At 52.0% G+C, this 20336-nt stretch carries 14 protein-coding genes; 7 read left to right on the top strand and 7 right to left on the bottom strand.

All coding sequences use genetic code 11. The features are described 5' to 3' along the window. The first annotated feature begins 618 nt into the window (after positions 1 to 618). From P8N76_10960 to P8N76_10935, 6 genes are all read left to right on the top strand, one after another. Complete coding sequence (locus P8N76_10960) at positions 619 to 1302, top strand: hypothetical protein (GenBank protein ID MDG2382183.1); 684 nt, start codon at positions 619 to 621, stop codon at positions 1300 to 1302. 337 nt (positions 1303 to 1639) lie between these two features. Continuing rightward, positions 1640 to 2506, top strand: coding sequence for a hypothetical protein (locus P8N76_10955; protein ID MDG2382182.1), 867 nt, complete (start codon positions 1640 to 1642; stop codon positions 2504 to 2506). A gap of 55 nt (positions 2507 to 2561) precedes the next feature. Then, positions 2562 to 4718, top strand: a complete 2157-nt coding sequence (locus tag P8N76_10950; protein ID MDG2382181.1) for a DUF1553 domain-containing protein — start codon at positions 2562 to 2564, stop codon at positions 4716 to 4718. A gap of 48 nt (positions 4719 to 4766) precedes the next feature. After that, a complete protein-coding gene (locus P8N76_10945) occupies positions 4767 to 6149 on the top strand; it encodes a DUF1501 domain-containing protein (protein ID MDG2382180.1) in 1383 nt (460 codons plus the stop codon). 363 nt (positions 6150 to 6512) lie between these two features. Then, the gene (locus tag P8N76_10940; GenBank protein ID MDG2382179.1) at positions 6513 to 7433 is read left to right on the top strand and encodes a sialate O-acetylesterase; all 921 of its coding nucleotides are present in this window, start codon (positions 6513 to 6515) and stop codon (positions 7431 to 7433) included. Next, positions 7426 to 7899, top strand: coding sequence for an MOSC domain-containing protein (locus tag P8N76_10935; protein ID MDG2382178.1), 474 nt, complete (start codon positions 7426 to 7428; stop codon positions 7897 to 7899). Before P8N76_10940 ends, P8N76_10935 begins: the two co-directional genes overlap by 8 nt. A 9-nt stretch (positions 7900 to 7908) precedes the next feature. Here the strand turns inward: P8N76_10935 and P8N76_10930 are convergent, their stop codons facing one another. The 7 genes from P8N76_10930 to P8N76_10900 form a co-directional block, all read right to left on the bottom strand. Further along, the gene (locus P8N76_10930) at positions 7909 to 9318 is read right to left on the bottom strand and encodes a DUF1501 domain-containing protein (GenBank protein MDG2382177.1); all 1410 of its coding nucleotides are present in this window, start codon (positions 9316 to 9318) and stop codon (positions 7909 to 7911) included. A 5-nt stretch (positions 9319 to 9323) separates the two neighbouring features. After that, complete coding sequence (locus P8N76_10925) at positions 9324 to 11438, bottom strand: PSD1 and planctomycete cytochrome C domain-containing protein (protein MDG2382176.1); 2115 nt, start codon at positions 11436 to 11438, stop codon at positions 9324 to 9326. Positions 11439 to 11612: 174 nt separating this feature from the next. Next, on the bottom strand, positions 11613 to 13088 hold the full coding sequence (locus P8N76_10920) for a DUF1501 domain-containing protein (protein MDG2382175.1): 1476 nt from the start codon (positions 13086 to 13088) through the stop codon (positions 11613 to 11615). Positions 13089 to 13102: 14 nt separating this feature from the next. Beyond that, the gene (locus tag P8N76_10915) at positions 13103 to 16111 is read right to left on the bottom strand and encodes a DUF1553 domain-containing protein (protein MDG2382174.1); all 3009 of its coding nucleotides are present in this window, start codon (positions 16109 to 16111) and stop codon (positions 13103 to 13105) included. A 165-nt stretch (positions 16112 to 16276) separates the two neighbouring features. After that, positions 16277 to 16594, bottom strand: a complete 318-nt coding sequence (locus tag P8N76_10910) for a hypothetical protein (protein ID MDG2382173.1) — start codon at positions 16592 to 16594, stop codon at positions 16277 to 16279. Positions 16595 to 16685: 91 nt separating this feature from the next. Then, the gene (locus P8N76_10905) at positions 16686 to 18005 is read right to left on the bottom strand and encodes a sulfatase-like hydrolase/transferase (GenBank protein ID MDG2382172.1); all 1320 of its coding nucleotides are present in this window, start codon (positions 18003 to 18005) and stop codon (positions 16686 to 16688) included. After that, the gene (locus P8N76_10900) at positions 18002 to 19474 is read right to left on the bottom strand and encodes a sulfatase-like hydrolase/transferase (GenBank protein ID MDG2382171.1); all 1473 of its coding nucleotides are present in this window, start codon (positions 19472 to 19474) and stop codon (positions 18002 to 18004) included. The genes P8N76_10905 and P8N76_10900 overlap by 4 nt, the downstream gene beginning before the upstream one ends. Before the next feature lie 272 nt (positions 19475 to 19746). Here P8N76_10900 and P8N76_10895 point away from each other — a divergent pair, with 272 nt between their 5' ends. Next, on the top strand, positions 19747 to 20223 hold the full coding sequence (locus P8N76_10895; protein ID MDG2382170.1) for a flavin reductase family protein: 477 nt from the start codon (positions 19747 to 19749) through the stop codon (positions 20221 to 20223). Positions 20224 to 20336: the final 113 nt, after the last annotated feature.

Raw genomic sequence — 20336 nt, 5'->3', positions numbered from 1 at the left:
TTTTGATGCAATTGGCGCGTGAATGGTCACCCGCATTGTGAATCCCAGTAAGATCTCTGTTGCTGATCAGTCTTCGAGATTTCCGATGAAAACGTAGAGAAATCATGATGGACGAGAAAAAAAGAACCTTCCCACGAAGAATTAACGAGCCAACCTCAACACGGGTTTTCCTGGATGGATGGGAAGACTGGCATTTGTATTGGCTTGGGTGTGGTGATATTGGGTCCTTTGATTTGGGCGGTCTTGAAACTGGCAGGTGTTGAGGTATTCGATTTAATAAACGCCAAATAAAAAAACGGCAGGGTCGTTCAACCCCGCCGGCTTATCTACCCGGGTAATGCAGCAGATTATCATTGTTTGGCACAGCGCTTCGGCGTTGCCCTGCATTCCGTGGGACACGATCGGCGACTGGACACGATCGGCGACCAGGTCATCGCGTGCTTCTATGCTCGTATCGAACGGCTGCTGGCCTGGACCATCGCCGGCCCGATTTTTGCGGTTTTCCGACAAGCTAAGTTGGAAGTCGAACGAACACAGCAGTGAATTGGGATCGATGCTGTATTCGGGCTCGGTTCTGTCAGGCTAATTGGCACATCTTTGCGCCTGGGGGAGGGGACGATGAACATTGTTAAGAAGCAAGACGGTAGGGAATTACGAATTTCGGGCAGAGGCTCTTTCTGGTTGTTTCGGATCGCGATTGTTCTGTCTGCTATTCCATTCATCTGGGCAACTAGCGCCACTGCTGCCGCCAGCATTGGTTTGAATGGAGTTGGAATCGAACGCTCTTTCATTGTCTTTGGCGTTAATTGCACGATTGCGATCTTCATTGTCTATTTCGTGATGGCGATCTACTTGAATCGAGCGATGCTGAGCGTCACCAAGGAACAGATCATAATTTATCGAGGTCCCATACCCGTTCCTTGGTCACGCAAGAAAATCATTTCAACTGCTGATGTCAAACAGGTGATCGTGCTTGAAGCGAAGAATCAAGGTGTTGTTTATTCTCAAGATAGTGGATCCGTCGCAACAACAGGCCATTACAAATCCAGTTATGAGGTATGGGCTCTGCTTGATCAGGAGCGGAAGATCCCGTTGATTCAAATCAAGAGCGGCGAAGGTGAATGGTGGGAACAGGCCACCAAGACGATCGAGGAAAATGCTGTGATTGCCAAACGGATTGAAGAAGAGATTGAAGGGTTTCTTGGAATTACTGACGATGCCGACAGCAACGTGACAGAGAAAAGGCTTCACGCGTTTGTGCAACCACGTAAGCCTGATGGGTACCGGGGACGCTGGAACTGACCTGGGGACGATTTGATTCGATTTGCGGCGTTTGCGATTTACGAATCGATTTTTTTTGGACGAATCTCTCGCGAGTATCTTTGCTTGTGTTACGATCGCTTTTCGACGGTGTGATCGAGTAAATTCGATTGGTTGGAAAACGAAATCGGGTTGCATCCGAACGGTGAGCCTGCGGCGAAAAAGTTCGTAAGGACCTGTCTCATGGGCATTTTCGTAATGGATCTGAACGAATTTCGGTCGAAGTGGTAAGGGTCGACGAGTCGAAATGAGTTAGGATAGTAGGCTGGATTTCGAGCCATGGAAATTCTTAGGAAACATGTCACAAGAGGGCAGTCTTATGGTTAGTCGTAGCCTGTTGGGAGTTATTCTCCTATTGTCGAGCCTCTCTTCCGCGGGTTGGGCGGAAGACGAAGTATTCTCCGGTCCCCAGGTAGGTGAGCCGTTGCCGCCATTCAAGGCGGTCGGCGTATTTGGTGAGTTGGCAGGTGAGGAATTTGATCCGATTCAGCAGGCGGATGGGAAACCCGTTGCGTTGATTTTTGTTCATGCTCGAACGCGTCCAGCGTTTGGTTTGACGAACACCGTCATGAAATTCGCTGCCAAAAGAAGGGAGCAGGGGCTTCAGTCAGGGGTGATTTTCTTGACTGATGATGCGACTGCGACGAAGGAATGGATGCAGAATGTCAAGCGACACTTTCCCCAGCAGGCGGCCTATGGGATTTCAATGGACGGTTTGGCGGGGCCGGGCGCTTATGGGCTCAACCGACAGGTGACGCTCACGGTATTGGTTGGCAAAGCGGGTGAGACATCGGCTAACTTTGCCCTTGTTCAGCCAAGTCTTCAGGCCGATGCGCCGAAGATCTTGAAAGCGATTGCGGATGTGACAGGCGGTGGTAAGGTACCCACGCTTGCTGAGCTTCGCCCAGCGCGGGGTGCCAATCGAGGTCGCATGAACATGCGCACGGATGATCCGAGATTAGCAAGATTGGTGCGTGCTGTGATCAACAAGCAGGCGACCGACGAACAAGTTCGTGTTGCGGCAGCCGAAGTGGAATCTTATGTTGAAAAAAATGACAAAGCGGCCAAACAGCTTGGGCAAATTGCTGGTCGGATTGTGAACTCTGACAAACTTGCCAACTATGGAACCGATGCTGCTCAAACAGTTATCCGCGGATGGGCCAAGAAATATGGTAAGAAGAATTAGGGTTTGTGCCGCCTTTCTTCTCAATTGGCAGTCTGCACTTCGTGGGGAATTACCGATGCAAACTGGATCGGCCAGTCTGTCGAATCCTTTGATGGCAGTCGTCTTCTTCCTCTGTTCGTTATTGTCGACCGTGTTAAGTGGCGCGGTTGTCGATTTTGACAATCAGATCATTCCCGTTTTGACGAAAGCGGGATGCAACACGGGCGCCTGCCATGGGGCGGCGGTAGGGCGAGGCGGTTTTCGCCTGTCGCTCTACGGGGGAGATTCCGAATTCGATTACCGATCGATCGTTCAAGAGCTTCAAGGGCGGCGAGTTAATCTAGCCACACCCACCGCGAGTCTGCTTGTGCGAAAGCCGACGGAATCACTCGAGCACGGTGGCGGTTTTCGACTTGAAGACGATGCCGCGCAACTTGTATTGACGTGGGTCGAACAGGGGGCGCCCAAGATTCAAGCCAAGCAGCTTATCCGTTTGGATGTATCGCCTCGCAGCCAAGTTGCGAATTGTGTTGGTGATTCGGTAACGCTTCAGGCGATCGCTTTTTTCTCAGACGAAACCGAAGTGGATGTTACGGCGTGGACCGTCTTCACTGCCGAGGATCAGGCAGCGGTCCGAATTGATTCAGAAACGGCAATGGCTGAATTGCTGCGCCGTGGTCGACACCTCGTGATCGCTCGTTATTTGGATCAAGTGGTCCCGGTGGAATTTCTTGTGCCGATCGGTAATCAGCCCGTTGAACTCGCTTCTGAGCCTCGTTTTAATTTTATTGATGAACTGGTTTTGGCTCGATTGGCAACATTGCAGCTGCCCGTTGCACCTCAAGCAAACGCTGCTACGTTCTTGCGACGTGCGACACTGGATTTGACGGGACGTCTTCCAACGCTTGAGCAACAACGGATTTATGGAGCTAATCGTCAACGCCAAACCCGAGTGCAGCTTGTCAATGAATTACTGGAATCGGATGCGTTTGACGAATACTGGACGTTCCGATTGGCCCAGTTGTTCAGGGTGAGTCCACAACCCAATGATCGACAGGGTGCGATTACCTACCATCGTTGGTTGAAACAGAGAGTGTCCCAGCGAGTTGCTTATGACCAAGTTGCCCGTGATTTACTGATGGCAACAGGGGATACCCATGAGATTGGTCCGGCGAATTTTTTTCGTACGGTCCGTGGGCCGCGCGAACAAGCTGAGTTGGCAAGTGAGTTATTTATGGGGAGTCGTTTGCGCTGTGCCAACTGCCATAATCATCCACTCGATCACTGGACGCAGGATGATTACCACGGTTTGGCGGCTGTGTTTGCGGGGGTCGAACAAGGGCGAGTCATCCGAGTAGATTCGGATGGTGGTGAAGTAATTCACCCTCGGACGGGCGAAGCGGCCAAGCCGCGTATCCCGGGAGGCCCTTACCTGACGGGTGTCGATGATGGACGAGTCGCTTTTGCAACTTGGTTGACGGGGCCTGAGAATCCCTATTTTGCGAAAACTGTTGTGAACCGATTGTGGAAAGCCATGATGGGACGAGGATTGGTCGAGCCTACCGATGATTTTCGGTCAACTAATCCGGCGACCCATCCCGTGTTACTTGATAAACTTGCCGCAGACTTTGTGCAAAACGAATATGATCTTCGACATGTCATCCGACGGATCGCACTCAGCGCTACTTATGGTCGCTCTTCATCAACCGTTGTAACCAATCAGAATGATGATCGTTTTTACTCTCGCGCGCTGTCCCGGCCTTTGTCACCCGAATTGTTAGCAGATGCGATTTCTGACGTCATCGACATGCCTGATCAATATGGCAATGAGCCGTTAGGGACGCGAGCCATTTCACTGGTTGATGCTGGGATCGCTTCCACGTCGCTTGACGTGCTGGGACGTTGCTCAAGGCAGGAATCCTGTGAGACGACTGGGGCAGTTGTGGGTGGACTCACTCGCACGCTGCATTTGATAAATGGCCCTTTGTTGAATCGAAGAATTAGTGATCCACAAAGTCGCTTGATTAAACTTGTGAAGGCGAAGGAAGATCAGGCTGGCGTAGTTAACCGTTTTTATCGTTTGGCGCTGAGCCGAAATCCAACCGATGATGAGCATGCGTATTGGGACAGCCAGCTAAGGCGGAATAAAGATGATGCTCAAGCAGAGTTGAAAGTTCTGGAGGATTTTGTTTGGAGTGTTCTCAGTTGTCAGGAATTTATGACAAACCATTGAGATCGCCGTGTCGTGTGTTTGAGAACTGTATTCGATGGAGTTCGGGAAATGAGATCGATCTTTTTGGGAAGCCAATGCAGGCAGGCAGCCTCCCGTCGCGAATTCTTGCGAATCGGAGGTCTCAGCGCACTTGGATTGGGACTTGGATTGGGACTTGGCGACTTGTTTCGCTTGCAGCGTCTCAAGGCAGAGGAAACGAATTTCCAGAAGACTCGTAATGCACCGCGAGCCAAATCATGCATTTTGATTTGGCTCGACGGGGGCCCGAGCCATCTTGAAACGTTCGATCCAAAACCCGATGCTCCCATCGAAGTACGGGGACCGTTGCAGTCGATTGCGACCAGCGTGCCGGGAGTCCATTTCACGGAATGTCTGCCGAAAACTGCTGCGTTGGCTCACAAACTGGCGATTATTCGATCGATGACTTCGCCGCTAGGGGAGCACAATTTTGGCACCCACTATCTCATGACAGGTTACAAACCGACACCCGTTCTTGAATATCCGATGTTGGGAGCCGTGTTGGCAGAGGTTCGTGAACAAATCGGGGTGTTGCCCGCGAATATTGCAGTGCCAGATTTTCGCGTTGGCGGCAGTAAGCTCTCGGGGGCCGGATATCTGTCCGCAGCCAGGCAGCCCTTTTCCCTGGGGGGTGATCCAGCGAAGCCTGGCTTTCAAGTTCGCGATCTTGACTTTGCTCGAGGGATGAATCTGGCTCGTCTGGATCGTCGTCGTCAATTCGTGAATGCCTTGAATGGTTTTCACGAAAAGATCGAGAGCAAAGCTGACCACAGGGAAGATTCGGACCTGGAGCGGGCCTACCAATTGTTGACTTCAAACGATGCCAAAAAGGCTTTCAAACTGTCCGACGAAACTGTCGCGACGCGCGACCGATACGGTCGCAAAACGATTGGGCAAAGTTGTTTGCTGGCTCGTCGTCTCGTGGAGCGTGGTGTGCCATTTGTCACCGTTAATAATCCTGGCTGGGATACCCATGACAAACTCTATACGCGGCTGAAAGAGGGCTATGCAGGAGCAAAGATTGGCGTGGGGCTGATCCCGTCGCTGGATTTGGCGCTGAGTGGTCTAATCGAAGATCTGCATGATCGCGGCATGTTGGATGAAACGCTTGTGATGGTGATGGGGGAATTTGGTCGCACGCCAAAGCTGAATACAGCGGGGGGGAGAGATCATTGGCCTCGTGTCTTCAGTGCCGTTGTTGCCGGTGGTGGAATTCAAGGCGGCCAAGTTGTGGGCAGTAGCGACGCGGTTGGCGAAAGTCCGCAAGATCGCCCCATAACACCGAGTGATTTGGCCGCAACGGCTTACACGTTGCTCGGCGTCGATCTGACTCATGAATTGCGCACTTCGGACGGCCGCCCCGTTCGTGTAACGCCTGAAGAAGCGACCGTCGTTGATGAACTGATTTCTTGATGTTGGCGACGCGTCTCTCGGGCCTGCAAGGCTGTCCGTTGATTTTTTTCTGTCGCGATCAATGAGTTTCTGATTGTGTGATTTCTGCACGATTTGCTGGGACTCATCTGGATTGGTGAGAGATTCGGGCGATCGATCAGGCCGCCAATACGAATGAACTTTGGGAGTCGAATCGCGTTTCGTCAGCCAGTCTACCCGCGATTTTTATTTGACTGATTGCCAGCTCGGCGTTGGACTGAACGTTTCCAGTATTGGGCCCGCGTGCCAACCACGATGAAGGACCGATCACTTTCCTCGGCTTGCCTCGTGTTTTAAAATAACAATTGCTTACCCATTGTAATTCCTTCACGTACGGAGCCTGTTGTGAATTTCCGATTGATGCCTCTTGCCTTGTTGGTTTTCATCTGGAGTTTTCCCGCCTTTGCTGAAGAGTACGACGTCTATTACTTGGGCGGACAATCGAATATGGATGGGTTTGGTCGCAATCAAGATGTACCCGCATCGCTTGCGTCGGAACTGGAGGGCGTGTTTATCTTCCATGGAAATAGCTCACCCGATGGTCATCCGATCGATGGGCGGGGGCAGTGGGCGCCGCTACGCGCTGGTCACGGTTACGGGTTTCAGTCTGATGGCAAGCAAAATCGCTATTCCGATCGTTTTGGTGCAGAATTGACTTTTGCTCAGAGATTAAGGCAGCTAGATCCCGACAAGAATATTGCGATCATCAAGTATTCACGTGGCGGAACATCGATTGACGAGTCATCGGCAGGTCAGTTTGGCTGTTGGGAGCCTGATTTCTCAGGAGGCACCGGGGCCGGGAAGGGAGTGAACCAATACGACCATTTTCTGGCTGCCGTTCGTCAGGCCATGTCCGATCGCGATATTGATGGCGATGGAGAAGTTGATTCGTTGAATCCTGCTGGCATCGTTTGGATGCAAGGGGAAAGTGACGCTCTTTATTCACAAGAAGTTGCGGACCGATATCAGCAAAACTTGAAACGCTTAATGGACCTGATTCGAGCAAGTTTACGCGTCGATGATCTTCCTGTCGTTGTTGGACAAATCTCCGACTCGGGCGCAGACAATAAGAAAGTTTGGCCATATGGTGAAACAGTCCGTAAGGCACAGCGAGATTTTGTCGAACAGGATTCGGCTGCTCGATTGGTGATCTCGACGGATAAATACGGATATTCAGATCCGTGGCATTATGACTCGAACGGGTACTTGGAGTTGGGACGAGAATTCGCTGAGGCGGTCAGTGATGCAAGGAGCAAGCATGAGTGAGTTTGTCGGGGAATTGTTGGCGATTCAGATCAGCGATAACGCTGCTGAGGCGATGCGTGAGCTAGACCAAATTGAAGCGACGCTGGGGCGTGGGCTCGTTGGGGATCGGTATGCGAATTTGAAAGGAGCTTTTCAGAAAGGCACGATTCGGCCATCCCAACAGGTTACCTTGATTGAACAGGAATCGATCCAAGCTGCCAATGCCGACTATGAAGTCCAGATGACCCATGCGACCACTCGTCGAAATCTATTGACCATCGGTGTGCCACTTAATCATCTGGTCGGTAAACAGTTTCGTGTCGGCGACGTCACGTTGAAAGGCATCAAGTTGTGCGAGCCTTGCAGCTATTTGAATAAGCACTCCGGACAAGATCTGCTTTCAGCCTTGCGACACCGAGGAGGGCTCAGAGCTGAAATCGTCGCTGCAGGCACGTTGCGAGTCGGGGACTCGATTCGCGTTACCTGATCATCCGGCCTATGCCAGAAGGTCGTGAATGACACTTCCGTGCACATCGGTGAGCCGGAAATCGCGACCCGCGTAGCGGTAGGTGAGTTGCTCGTGATCAAATCCCATCAGGTGCAGCATGGTAGCGTGCAAGTCATGGACGTGGACCCGTTTGTCGACAGCTTGAAAGCCGAAATCATCCGTCGCTCCGTAGACGGTTCCACCTTTAATTCCGCCACCCGCCAACCACATGGTGAAGCCGTGATGATTGTGGTCGCGACCGTTGACTTTTCCCTGGTTGGATCCTTTTTTCGGTAATTCGACGGTTGGGGTTCGCCCAAACTCTCCGCCCCAAATAACCAAGGTGTCTTCCAACATGCCTTGTTGCTTAAGGTCGACCAACAAGGCGCCGATTGCCTGGTCGCATTCACGAGCAAGACGTCGATGATTGACCTCGATGTCATCATGGTTATCCCAAGGTTGGCCCGCGCCGTGCCAGACTTGTACGTAGCGAACGCCTCGCTCGACTAAACGTCTGGCAATAAGTATTTGACGAGCTTGCGTCCCCGAACCATACATCTTTCGGATCGAGCGAGGCTCACGAGAAATGTCAAACGCCTCGGCTGCCTCTCGCTGCATTCGGAACGCCAATTCAAACGATTCGATTCGAGATTCTAAAGCAGAATCGTTTTCTCGCTCAGAGAGGTGTTGTTGGTTTAGTTTTCGAAGTAGGTCAAGCTGCCGCCGTTGCACCGCGGTCGAAGTCTCTGGATGACGAATGTGCTCGATGAGTTTGTCGATTTCGCGATGCTTTGTATTGATATAAGTGCCTTGATAAATTCCTGGCAAGAAACCGGATTGCCAATTCTGAGATTCTTGAATCGGATATCCACCAGGGCACATGGCGATGAAGGCCGGTAGATTCTGGTTTTCAGTGCCAAGGCCGTAAGTGAGCCAGGAGCCGACACTGGGGCGAATTAATCTCGCGGCACCGCAATTCATCAGTAGCAAGGATGGCTCGTGGTTTGGGACATCGGCGTGCATGGATCGGATGACTGCCATGTCATCCACGCATTGGGCAACGTTTGGGAAAATCTCACTAACTTCCGTTCCCGATTCGCCGAATCGATGAAATCGATAGGGCGAAGGAAATGCGGCACCCGTTTTTCGTTCGGTCCGCAAGTTTTTCATTGGCAGTTTCTTACCCGCATATTTGTCTAATGCCGGCTTTGGATCGAACGTGTCGACGTGCGAGGGACCTCCGTTCATGAACAAGTGAATCACGCGTTTTGCTTTCGGGGCAAAATGCGGTGACTGTTGTTCCAAGGGAGATTTGCGGTTGGCTGATGCATCTTCTGCCAACAAATTACCTAACGCCAGCGTTCCGAAGCCCATTCCGCTGCGGGCAATCATTTCTCGGCGTGATAGTGGGTTGTGCATGGCGGTTAGTCCAAGAAAAGAAACTCGTTTGAAAGCAGTAGGACCTGTGCGAAACGCGCCATGGCTTGCTGCCGCAGTTGTTTTTCGTCCGACTTTTCAGCAAGGAAGTGACAAGCGAGGTCCAACTCGGTCGAATTGGGTTCCCGACCAAGAATTTGCCGATAGAGTCCGCGAACGATCTCGGAGTCGTTGGTCTCCTCGGCCAATCTCCAGGAAGAAATCGCGCTGTCTGCATTCGCCCGAATAAATGGGCTGTTCATCAAAAACAATGCTTGTTGCGGAACTGTTGTTTGGTAGCGGCGTGGCACATGGGTATCGGGTAAGGCGACGTCGAAAACGCGGAACAGACTCGGTAAGTTTTGGCGATCAATGAAAGCGTAAAGGCTGCGACGGTGAGAGCGCTCTTTGCCCGTCAGGTTTTCGGAAGGGCCACCGATGGCTGCCTGATCAAGTTGTCCACACTTCAACAGAATGCCGTCACGCATCGATTCGAAGTCAAGCCGGCGACGATTCATCTTCCAATAAAGTCGATTTTCTGGGTCAAGCTCGGCTGCTGTCGGGCGATCGGTTGCCGATTGGCGGTAAGTTGCTGACAGTACAATTTCCCGTACCAGCCATTTGATGGACCAATCTCGCTTGACGAATTCTATCGTCAGATAGTCGAGCAGGGCGAGTTGGTCGGGCTTTCGACTTCGCGTTCCGAAATCACTTGGTGAATCGACCAAGTGGCTTCCGGTTAAGTGTCCCCAAACACGGTTGATAAAGACGCGCGCGGTTAGCGGATTTTGGTGATCGGCAATTGCATGGGCTAATTCCAAACGGCCGCTGCCTTTTTGAAAGGGAGGACGCTCTGGTTTTGACAAGATTTTGAGAAACTGTCTCTCGACCCGTTTGCCGCGGTTCGAAGAATTGCCTCGTACAAAAATGTATGCGTCGCTTAATGACTCACGGTCGACCAATCGCAACGGCGAAGGTTCCCCTCCCGGTTCTTCGGAATTGGAAAAAACGCCATAGAGAGAGTAGTAATCTGCGGTGGGAATCGGATCGTACTTGTGATCGTGACAGCGTGCGCAGGTCACTGTCAGACCCATCATGCCACGCGTCACCACATCGATCCGATCATCAATGATGTCGTGTTTGTCGTTGAGGAAACGTCGGCCGAGGGTCAAGAATCCCATTGCGGAGAGGTTTTCGGGTTTGTCGGCGGACAGCTGGTCAGCTGCCAGCTGCAAACGAAGGAAATCGTCAATCGGTCGATCTCGATTGAAGGATTCGATGACCCAGTCCCGGAACTTGTACGCATCTGGGTAGTTCCGATCTTCGGTAAACACGTATCCTTTTGTGTCGGCGAATCTCGCGACGTCGAGCCAATGTCTGGCCCAACGTTCTCCAAAACGGGGCGAATGAATGAGACGCTCGACCAATTGTTGATAGCGATCGGGACGCCCGTTTTGCTGATAGCTAGAGATCTCTTCGAAGCTGGCCGGTAGACCTGTGAGATCGATGGAAAGGCGGCGGACCAGTGTAGCGGCGTCGGCTTGAGGAGATGGCGCCAAATCGACTTCGGCGAGTTGTGATTGGATGATCGCGTCGAGGATTGAATGAATGTTGGTTGAGCTAGTTTTGATTTTCGCAACGTCGAGGGACTGATAATGTGGACGTTGAAAGGCCCAGTGAGATTCCGCGGTAAATTGCTGGGGAGATTCGGGCGCATCGTTCGTTCCGCGGCCGGTGGACGCATTCGGTTGCGGTGCGGGGGCGCCCATCTCAATCCAAGCGGTGAATCGTTCGACGATTTCGTCCGCCAGTTTCTGGTCAGGCGGCATTTGGTAGAAGTCGTCCTCGTAGCTGAGCGCCTTCAGCAGCAAGCTTTCTTCCGGAGACTCGGGGATGATTGCCGGACCCGAATCACCGCCGTCCAACCAACCAGCAGGTTGGTCGAGTCGAAGGCCAGCTTGTAATTCTTCCGCATCCGCCGAATGACATTCATAACAATGCTCAACCAGCACGGGACGAATGTGTTGCTCATAGTAGTCTGTCCCCTCATCAGCGACCGCATTCCGATAAAAGCTCGTGATGAGCATCGAACTCAGCCATGTGATTAGCAGCAGTCGGCGCATGTCGGACACGTGCGTTTTTTAAGGTTGGGTGGGCTTGCGGAGAGTAACCGCATTATAGATGAACCCTGAGGGATTTGTAAGCTTGCAAAAGGATGCCCTCTTGCCTCTTGTCGAGTCAGAATTGGAAGATCATCTCTTGCGTAGGCAAGCGGTGAATGGAACTCATGGAGCCGATCAGGCAAGAATGTCGTTGATCCGACGCCCATGAACGTCGGTCAGGCGTCGCTGGATACCATTGTGGTAGTAAGTGAGTCGCTTGTGATCAATGCCCAGTAGATGCAAGACAGTGGCGTGAAAGTCGTACCACGATACGGGGTTTTCGACTGCCTTCCAGCCAACTTCATCGGTTGCTCCGTAAGCAAAGCCTGGTTTGAGTCCGCCACCCGCCATCCAGACGCTGAACCCCGTTTGATTGTGGTCACGTCCTTTGCCAACTTCGTTAGCAGCTGATTGAGTGAAGGGGGTACGACCGAATTCGCTCGTGAATAGCACCAGCGTATCCTCGAGCATACCGCGTTGTTTTAGATCACGAATCAAAGCTGCTACCGGTTGGTCAATTCGCTGTGCTTCGCGATTGTGATTGCGAATCATGTCTTCATGTCCATCCCAATTGATTCGCGGGGATCCGAATGATCCTCCGGAGAACAGTTGTACGAATCGAACGCCATTTTCCAATAAGCGACGGGCCATTAAGCAACTGCGTCCAAAGTCCTTCGTCGCTTCACCTGTCATTCCGTAGTCTTCGAGTGTCGCCCTCGTTTCGTTGGCAAGATCGGTGACTTGAGGAACAGCAAGCTGCATTTTTGCGGCCAAAGCATAGCTGCGAATTCGACTGTCGAGCAGGTCATCTTTTTGACCCCGCTCCTGAAAATGTTGTTGATTCAGTTGCTGTAATAGGACTCGACTGGCTGCATCTGTTTGTGCATTAATCGCACGTGCAGGTTGCAAATTGTCGATGACCGTTTCGTTGGTCTTGAAGACGACTCCTTGATGTTGAGCTGGCAGAAATCCATTGGTCCAATTGGTTGTGCCTCCAGCCGGGTAACCTCGTGCGTCAGGCAGCACGACGTAAGCAGGAAGCTCATCTGTTTCGGAGCCTAGCCCATACGACATCCAAGCGCCGGCAACTGGAAATCCATTGAAGCGAAATCCTGTGTTTTCTTGAAATGTTGCTGGAGTGTGGCTCGATGAATTGGCGACCATTGAGCGAATAACCGTGAGTTCATCAGCGACTTGCGAAAGGTGGGGGAACAGATCCGATACCCATAGTCCACTTTCGCCGCGTTGTTTGAAATTCCAGTCGTTTTTCCGGAGTAACCCGACCTTGCCAAAAAAAACATCCGGTCTTTCGTCGCCGGTTAGCGGTGTTCCGTGCCGCTTGCTGAGTTCGGGTTTGTAGTCAAACGTATCAATGTGGCTGAATCCACCACAGAGGCAGATATGGATCGCTCGCTTGGCTTTTGGAGCTTGATGGGGCACGTTCTCAAGTGTTGCTGATTCGTTGCTTGAACCCGTTGCCTGAGCAATTCCATCCCGCATTAACAGGCTGGATAAAGCTGCTCCCCCCAAGCCAGCTTGCGTCCAGCGGAACCATTGCCGGCGATCGATGGGAGTGGGGGCATTCGAGTGTGGGTCAGGAAATGGATTCAACTGGAAGCTCCCAATCAATCGATGTGCATGAACTCATTACTGTTTAGCAGCACGCGACAAAAGGCGGCCAAGCCATGTTCTTGAACAAATTGACTTGCACGCTCAAGCTCGATCCCCTTGGGGGGGCGTGAAAATGAATTCTGATAGGCGAGGCTGATTTGTTCAGGAATCGTTTCTCTTTCAGACTGCAGTCGTTCGGAAAAACTTTCTGAAAGACGCATCACGAACGAACTGTTTAACATCGTAAGTGCTTGTATCGGTGTCGTTGTCATAGCCCGTTGGGGGGCGGTGGCGGAAGGGTCGGGGCAATCGAAAGCATCTAGCAGGGGATGACGCCCGCCTCGAGCCCATAAACGGTAGATGCTACGACGAGCAAATTCATTGCCAGCTGGATCAATCGGTTCGTAGAACTGAGCACCCCGGTGTGTGTAGGGTCGCACGTCTTGGAATGGCGGGCCACCGTGCTGGCGATTCAGTCCGCCAGAGACCGTGAGTACAGCGTCTCGGATTTCTTCTGCGGATAATCGTCTGGGGGAAAAACGCCAAAGCCATCGATTGTCGGAATCAATTTTTGCGGCCGCCTCATTCCAGCGTGATGATTGTTGGTAGGTGTTGCTGGTGACAATCAGGAAGTGCAGTTCTTTTAAGCTCCAGTCATGCTCAATCAGTTTTCCCGCTAACCAATCCAGCAATTCTGGGTGCGAGGGATGGCCACCGCTGAATCCAAAATCATTTGGGGTGTCCACCAAGCCTCGTCCAAAATGGTAGTGCCAGATTCGATTCGCAATCACACGCGCGAAGAGCGGATTGTCAGGATTCGCTATCCATTCGGCAAGTCGTTGTCTTCGCTGAGCATCGCTCGCCTTCTCATCAATACCAAAATCGGGGTCTACGCCTTGAATCGCCGCAATGCCTCCGGCAGCTACCACATCGCCTTTTTGCAATGGATTGCCGCGGAGCAACACGTGCACCGAAGCCGGATTTCTTGTGATGGCCGCGTAAACCTTTCCTTCCTTCATCGTCGCTTGTTCGTTCGTCAGCTTTGCCAGCTCTTCGGATAATTCTCGATGTGTTTCTTGCTGAGTTGGATTGAGTTGACGAATGATTTCATCCCGCGAGATGTAAGAGCTATCCCCGGCAGAAGCAGCGATTTGTTCTTCGTTAAGCACGTAGTCGTAAAGTTTCGCCTGTCGAATCGTGCCAGCTAACATACGGCCCGATCCGGCTGTACCGTGTCGTAGTCCGAAAATGATTTGAGCTTGATTTGGTGCAAAGGATGCGACACCGGCGGCCTGATACGATTGGCCATAGGGCCTGCCCTGACGGTACGCCGATATTCGACCGTCCTCACCGTACGTGATTGCGATATGCACGAATTCCTTGGTGGCAATTCGCTCCTCTTCCCCCTTGAATGATTGGGTGCGCTGAAAGCCATTGCTACCAGCCATCCATTGGTGAGGGTCTCGTTCACCGTAAACGATCGCATCGAATGTGACGCCATCCAAAGTCTGTAAACTGATCACGCCGCCTCCGCGTTGATCGCGATTACTCAGGCGGACCCAAGCCTCAAACGTTTTTGCCTTGAGTGAACCTTTCAGAGACTGAGTTACGGCGTGTGCTGTTTGTCCATCCAGTTCTAATCCGTCTGCGGTCTGTTGCGCGCCACCGATCACTTTGGCATGAAGTTCACCGATCTGATCATCGAGGCCTGACGTGAAATCCCAAGCAGCGATTGGACGCAGGTCGCCATTGCTGGACAGGTCCGGTTCGGGGGCTTGTTGGTTTTCTTGTCGCTTCGCGAGCAGTTTCGATCGGATGGGTGTTTCCAATGCTGCGAGTGCTTCACTGATTTGATCGGCCCGTTGCTGCAATCGTTTCAGGCGATCTTGATCAAGTTGAATCTTGCGCTCCCCATGATTGACGCCAGCCAAGGCGGCGGTCATTTCGTAGTATTCACGCTGGGTGATGGGGTCGAATTTGTGGTCGTGGCAACGTGCACAATTGATGGTCAATCCGAGGAACGTTTGCCCAACCGTTCCCACAAAATCTTCAAGCGTATCCTGTCGCATCACCTGACGCATCACATCCCCTTGGGGAATGAGGCCATCATGGGCGCCACAGACAAGAAAGCCAGTAGCCGTGATGGCGGCAGGATCATCTGGGGAGAGGATATCGCCCGCGATCTGCAGTTGAGCGAACTTACGATAAGACATGTCTTGGTTGAAGGCGTTGATTACCCAGTCTCGATAACGCCACGCGTTCGGACGCATCCGATCATATTCGAAACCATCGCTTTCACCGTAGCGAGCAACATCGAGCCAATGCCTGGCCCAGTGCTCACCGTAGTGAGGTGAATCCAGAAGCTTACGGACTAATTCACGATAGCTGGACGGATGATCGGAGGATTCGAGCTTCGCGACATCTTGCTGCTCAGGTGGTAACCCCGTGATGTCAAAGGCAATTCGACGTGCCAACTCTCGCGCCGATGCTGGCGGGGAGACCTGTAGGTGTTGTTCAATCAGTTTGGCTTGAATGAATCCGTCGATTGGATGATCGGCAGTGGCCGGCGGATTCGATTGTTGAAGCGGTTGCAGTGACCACCAGTCGCGACCGGCCCGTTGCTCGGTTGTGAATTGAAACACGTCAATGGGATTGGTGCCCCAGGTTGCCCCCGACTCAATCCAGCTTTTCAACGTCGCTTGCTCCTCTTGTGAAACGGTTCCTTCTGGTGGCATTTCTCCATCGAGCACACGCTGCCAGAGAAGGGCAGGTCCTTCAGTGGTGGATTTTAACGGGTTGCCGCTTTCGCCACCTTTGGTGGCGGCTTGGAGTTCGGACAGATTGAGACCGCCCTTTTGCTCTGCCGCGTTGTGGCAGGCTAAGCAGTGTTTCGCGAGGATGGGCGCGACCTGACGATCGAAATTTTCTGCTGCGCCTGGGTCGGGAACTTCCCCCAAGATTAATGATGGCCAGATGAGCCACAAAATGATCACCAAGAAAAAATGATCCCGTCTAATGCTCATTCCATGCATGAATCCACCGTTCCGCGAATTATTGTTGCCGTAGCAAGCTATGCAGGTCAATTTCGCTGCAGGTCACTGGTTTTTTGAAATCGTAACTTCGCGCCCTTCGAAATGCAAATATGAGGTCCGTTAGCAAGATCAGTGTGCCGTGGGGTTCGGGGACTATTAATAATTCAATCCCCGCCGGTACGAGTTCGTGATCCGAAGCGAGTAGTCGTCGCGCGAGCGGGACACGCATATCAGGCAAAATAGACCAACTTCCCCAATCTCCATGTTACTCAATGGGAGCACATAATCCACTCGAAGCTCAGGCGTCACTGTCTGGGGTGAACCATTCGGTTGCATCGGAATCGTCGAACAATCAATACTTGGATGATAAAAAAGTTGATTGAGGGTACCAAGATAGTTGTCGCTGCCTGTCGGAGCCGCGTTTAAATCAACGAGTCCAACCAGGCGATCGGCAGCCGTTAAGCGATCTGTCAAGCCTTAATCATCCCGCTGGGTAAATGAGAGCGTGCTGTTATCTTGTCTTTGAATTTTGTCTCGACGGTTGACCGAGTTGAGACAGAGGGAGCTAGCGGGCTGACTGAACCGCCTTTTTCCAGTTTTTAAGTTTGGTAGAAAGCTGGTCGCGAATCTGCGGTTGTTGCTGGCTTACATCTTTGGATTCTTTTGGATCGACCGTCAGCTGGAAAAGTTGTGGCGACTTCGAGTTGTTTTGTTGGACCAATTTCCATGCACCGTCACGAACGGCTTGGGATTTTGTGGTGTCCCAGAAGAGGGTTCGTTCAGGAAGGTCTGCTGCTGCCAACCAATGCTCTGAGACATCGATGCCGTCGAATGCAAATTTGTCTGCATTTGCGTCCGCCAACGCTAACAGGGTTGGCATCAGATCCATGCTCAGCATCGTTTGATTGGATTCACGAGGCTTGATCTTGCCAGGCCAGTACGCAATCGCGGGGACTCGATGTCCGCCTTCCCAGACTGATCCCTTGTGACCACGAAAGGGCGCATTGGATCCCAGTCGTGTCGCTCCGTTATCGGAGCAAAAAAAGATTACTGTTTTTTGATCGATTTCCAATTGTTGCAGTTTTTGGACAATTTGTCCGACACCCTTGTCTAATTCTTCTACCATTTCGCGGTAGGCCTGCTTTTTATCAACCCGTGAGCCATGATTGGCGAATGACCCGCCCGGGCTGCGATCTGCCTTGTCATGAGGGCCTTGATAGGGGTAGTGCGGTGCTTCATGGGGAAGATACAAGCAGAAGGGACGATCTTGATGTTCCTCTAGAAAACGTACTGCGTGCGCAGTGATCAAGTGGGTCACGTAACCTGATTCGTTGACGCGTTGCTGGTTGTGCCACCAGTCGGCATTTCCAGCCTGGTCGACATGTGAGAAAAAGTCGACATTCCCACTCACATAACCTCGGAATTCCTGAAAGCCGTGCAAGCGAGGGTTGAATTGGGGGAAGTAGCCCAAATGCCATTTTCCAAAAATAGCCGTCGCGTATCCTTGCTGCTGAAGTGCTTCTGCAAAGGTAGTTTCTTTTTCGGGGAGTCCGTTGCGATGCTCTGCTGCTTTGGGGTTGGCAACGATGACACGTGGGATCCCGACCCGTTGCTGGTAGCGACCTGTTAGCAACGCAGCTCTCGTCGGACTGCAGACCGCACCGTTTGAATGATAATCCGTCAATCGCAGTCCTGATTTTGCGAGTTGATTTAGGTGGGGCGTGTTGATCCATCCATGGAAGCAGGAAAGGTCGCCAAATCCTAAATCGTCCGCCATGATAATGACAAAGTTGGGGCGTTTCGAATCGTCAGCTCTGATTCGAGTTTGTGGGGTCGTGACAAAAATGAGAAAGAGGCTTAGCAGGCTTGGTATGAGATACTTCATGATTCGTAATCACCACCTTGGTTGCTGTGTCGGCACGAATCGATCCATTTGCTCAGCTCTTTCTGCATTCGGTTCACCATATTCTTGTGGTCAGCTGCAATGTCTTTTGATTCGGACGGGTCGTGGATGAGGTCAAATAAGAAGATGTTACTACCGCGTCTTAACAGTTTATAACGATCTTCGATCCATGCTGCCTGATTTGCGGATTGGAAACCAATCCCTGTTTGACGCTTGATGGGGTCACCGCACAGCAATGGCGCGAGGCTAGTACCGTCGAGAGGCCGATCGTTAATGGGAGACATCTCAAGCAAATCGAGGATGGTCGGTAAGTAGTCGCTTGTTACGGCGGGAATGTGAGTGCGTTGATTCGTTTTAATCTGCCGAGGCCAAACGACGAATGCAGGAACTCGAATGCCGCCTTCAAACAAATCACGCTTGCGTCCTCGGAACGGTCGAGCACTGCCCGGGGCCGATCCACTACGTCCTTCGGGCCCATTGTCAGCACAGAAAAATACGAGTGTGTTATTGGCGATCTTTAGCCGGTTCAAGGCATCTCGGACTCGCCCCATTTGATCGTCGAGAGCGGTGATGCAGCCAAAGTAATGTTGTTCATATTTTGAATAGTTTGCATAGCGTTCTGTGTACTGCTTGCCTGAGACAACCGGCAAGTGCGGGGCGTGAAGCCAGATCACCGCAAAGAATGGTTGGGAGTTTTTTGCATGCTGATCGAAGAAAGGTAAGACTCGGTCAATAATCACGCGTGAGTCATCTCCCACTAGATTTTCCGTCACGAGTGCACCGCGTTGGTCCCAGTAATGGGTTCCATATTTTATCCCCTGCTCCGCAGGGATGGGGGCCCACCACTTGTTGTTCGCCTTAGGGGGTTTCTGCATCGGATCCCAAGTGGGGACTTTGGCTTCTGTTGAGAAGCAGATGTCGAAACCATGTTCCGAAGGAGGCGCGAAATGCTTACGTCCTCGTGGGCCACCACGGTTCGATTCTCGAAGCGTCGTCGTCAATGTTCCTAAATGCCATTTACCGAAATGTCCCGTTGCGTACCCGGATTGCCGCAGCAGCTCAGCCAGTGTGATTTCTTTCTTTTTGAGATGGCCGCGGTTCGCGGTGAAAATCCCGTATCGGTAAGGATGTCGACCGGTGAGGCATGAACCTCGTGTCGGACTGCACACGGGTGCGGCCGAATAAAAACGGTCAAAGATCAGCCCCTGACTGGCCCACTGATCAAGCTGAGGCGTGGCGATTAGTTTGTTCCCGTTGAAGCCGACATCCCCCCAGCCGAGATCGTCGCACATGATCATTACGATGTTCGGATGTTGTGGCTCCGCGGCCGGTATCGCTGTAAGAAAACTCAGCCAAGGATTGTGCCAGCACGTCGTGCAAAAGAGAAACAGCAAAGCTCGCAGTATTTCACTGCGGAGGATTGTTTTGCGGAACGGAGAAGTCGAAGTCATTTGTGAAACCCGCGGGACACTGGCTGTGGTGATCATAACCCGTTTGGAGGCTTGCGGAAAGCAAAGAGCACCCTGAATGCATGAATTGAACCGGCTTTCCGACTACCCCGCTTGCTGGATGGCTGCTGCTAAAATGTTGAGAAGGCGTATTCGAGAGGGAAATTCGCTGATCGATGGGGCTTCTGGGAATGCCTTCTGATGAGTAAAGTGAGGCATCATTTGAAATCAAGCTTTATCACTAAACCGAAACTAACGATCTAACGGGTATCAATATGAAGTTCGACGCGAAAAAGCAGCGTCACATCATGGGCAAATTTGCCACCGGGGTGACGGTTGCGACCACCGTCGTCGAGGGGCAAAATTGGGGCATGACGGCGAATGCGATTACCTCGCTTTCGCTTGATCCACCACTTATGTTGTTGGCCGTTGGCCGCGAGAGTCAGTCGCACACTATGTTTCAACGCGGCGGATGTTTCGCACTCAATATTCTCTCTGCCACCCAGGAAGAGCTCTCCAATCGCTTTGCTTCACCCGCACCGCGTGAATTTGAAGATTTGCGTACCAAGGTGGGCGAAACAGGAGCCCCCATTTTGTTGGATGCGCTCGGATGGCTGGATTGCAAAGTGGTCGATGTCTTGCCAGGTGGCGATCATGACATCTTTATCGGTGAAATTTTGGAGGGCGATCATCAAGAGGACGGTGAGCCGTTGATCTATTTTTCCGGAGGCTATCGTCGCATCGCCAAGTAGTTAGCCAAGTAGTTAGCCAAGTAGTTAGCCAAGTAGTTAGCCAAGTAGTTAGCCAAGTAGTTAGCCAAGTAGTTAGCCAAGTAGTTAGCCAAGTAGTTAGCAAAGTAGTTAGC

This window comes from Pirellulaceae bacterium, assembly GCA_029243025.1.
GTDB lineage: Bacteria > Planctomycetota > Planctomycetia > Pirellulales > Pirellulaceae.
The sequence above is the reverse complement of the archived record's forward strand: the minus strand, read 5'-3'. Positions and strand labels throughout refer to the sequence as shown.

Excerpts from the sequence above, each read along its gene's own strand:
- P8N76_10950 (MDG2382181.1), top strand. The coding sequence starts at position 2,562 with ATGCAAACTGGATCGGCCAGTCTGTCGAATCCTTTGATGGCAGTCGTC.
- P8N76_10925 (MDG2382176.1), bottom strand. The coding sequence starts at position 11,438 with ATGCGCCGACTGCTGCTAATCACATGGCTGAGTTCGATGCTCATCACG.
- P8N76_10895 (MDG2382170.1), top strand. The coding sequence starts at position 19,747 with ATGAAGTTCGACGCGAAAAAGCAGCGTCACATCATGGGCAAATTTGCC.
- P8N76_10900 (MDG2382171.1), bottom strand. The coding sequence starts at position 19,474 with ATGACTTCGACTTCTCCGTTCCGCAAAACAATCCTCCGCAGTGAAATA.
- P8N76_10915 (MDG2382174.1), bottom strand. The coding sequence starts at position 16,111 with ATGAGCATTAGACGGGATCATTTTTTCTTGGTGATCATTTTGTGGCTC.
- P8N76_10935 (MDG2382178.1), top strand. The coding sequence starts at position 7,426 with ATGAGTGAGTTTGTCGGGGAATTGTTGGCGATTCAGATCAGCGATAAC.
- P8N76_10930 (MDG2382177.1), bottom strand. The coding sequence starts at position 9,318 with ATGCACAACCCACTATCACGCCGAGAAATGATTGCCCGCAGCGGAATG.
- P8N76_10955 (MDG2382182.1), top strand. The coding sequence starts at position 1,640 with ATGGTTAGTCGTAGCCTGTTGGGAGTTATTCTCCTATTGTCGAGCCTC.
- P8N76_10960 (MDG2382183.1), top strand. The coding sequence starts at position 619 with ATGAACATTGTTAAGAAGCAAGACGGTAGGGAATTACGAATTTCGGGC.
- P8N76_10905 (MDG2382172.1), bottom strand. The coding sequence starts at position 18,005 with ATGAAGTATCTCATACCAAGCCTGCTAAGCCTCTTTCTCATTTTTGTC.
- P8N76_10945 (MDG2382180.1), top strand. The coding sequence starts at position 4,767 with ATGAGATCGATCTTTTTGGGAAGCCAATGCAGGCAGGCAGCCTCCCGT.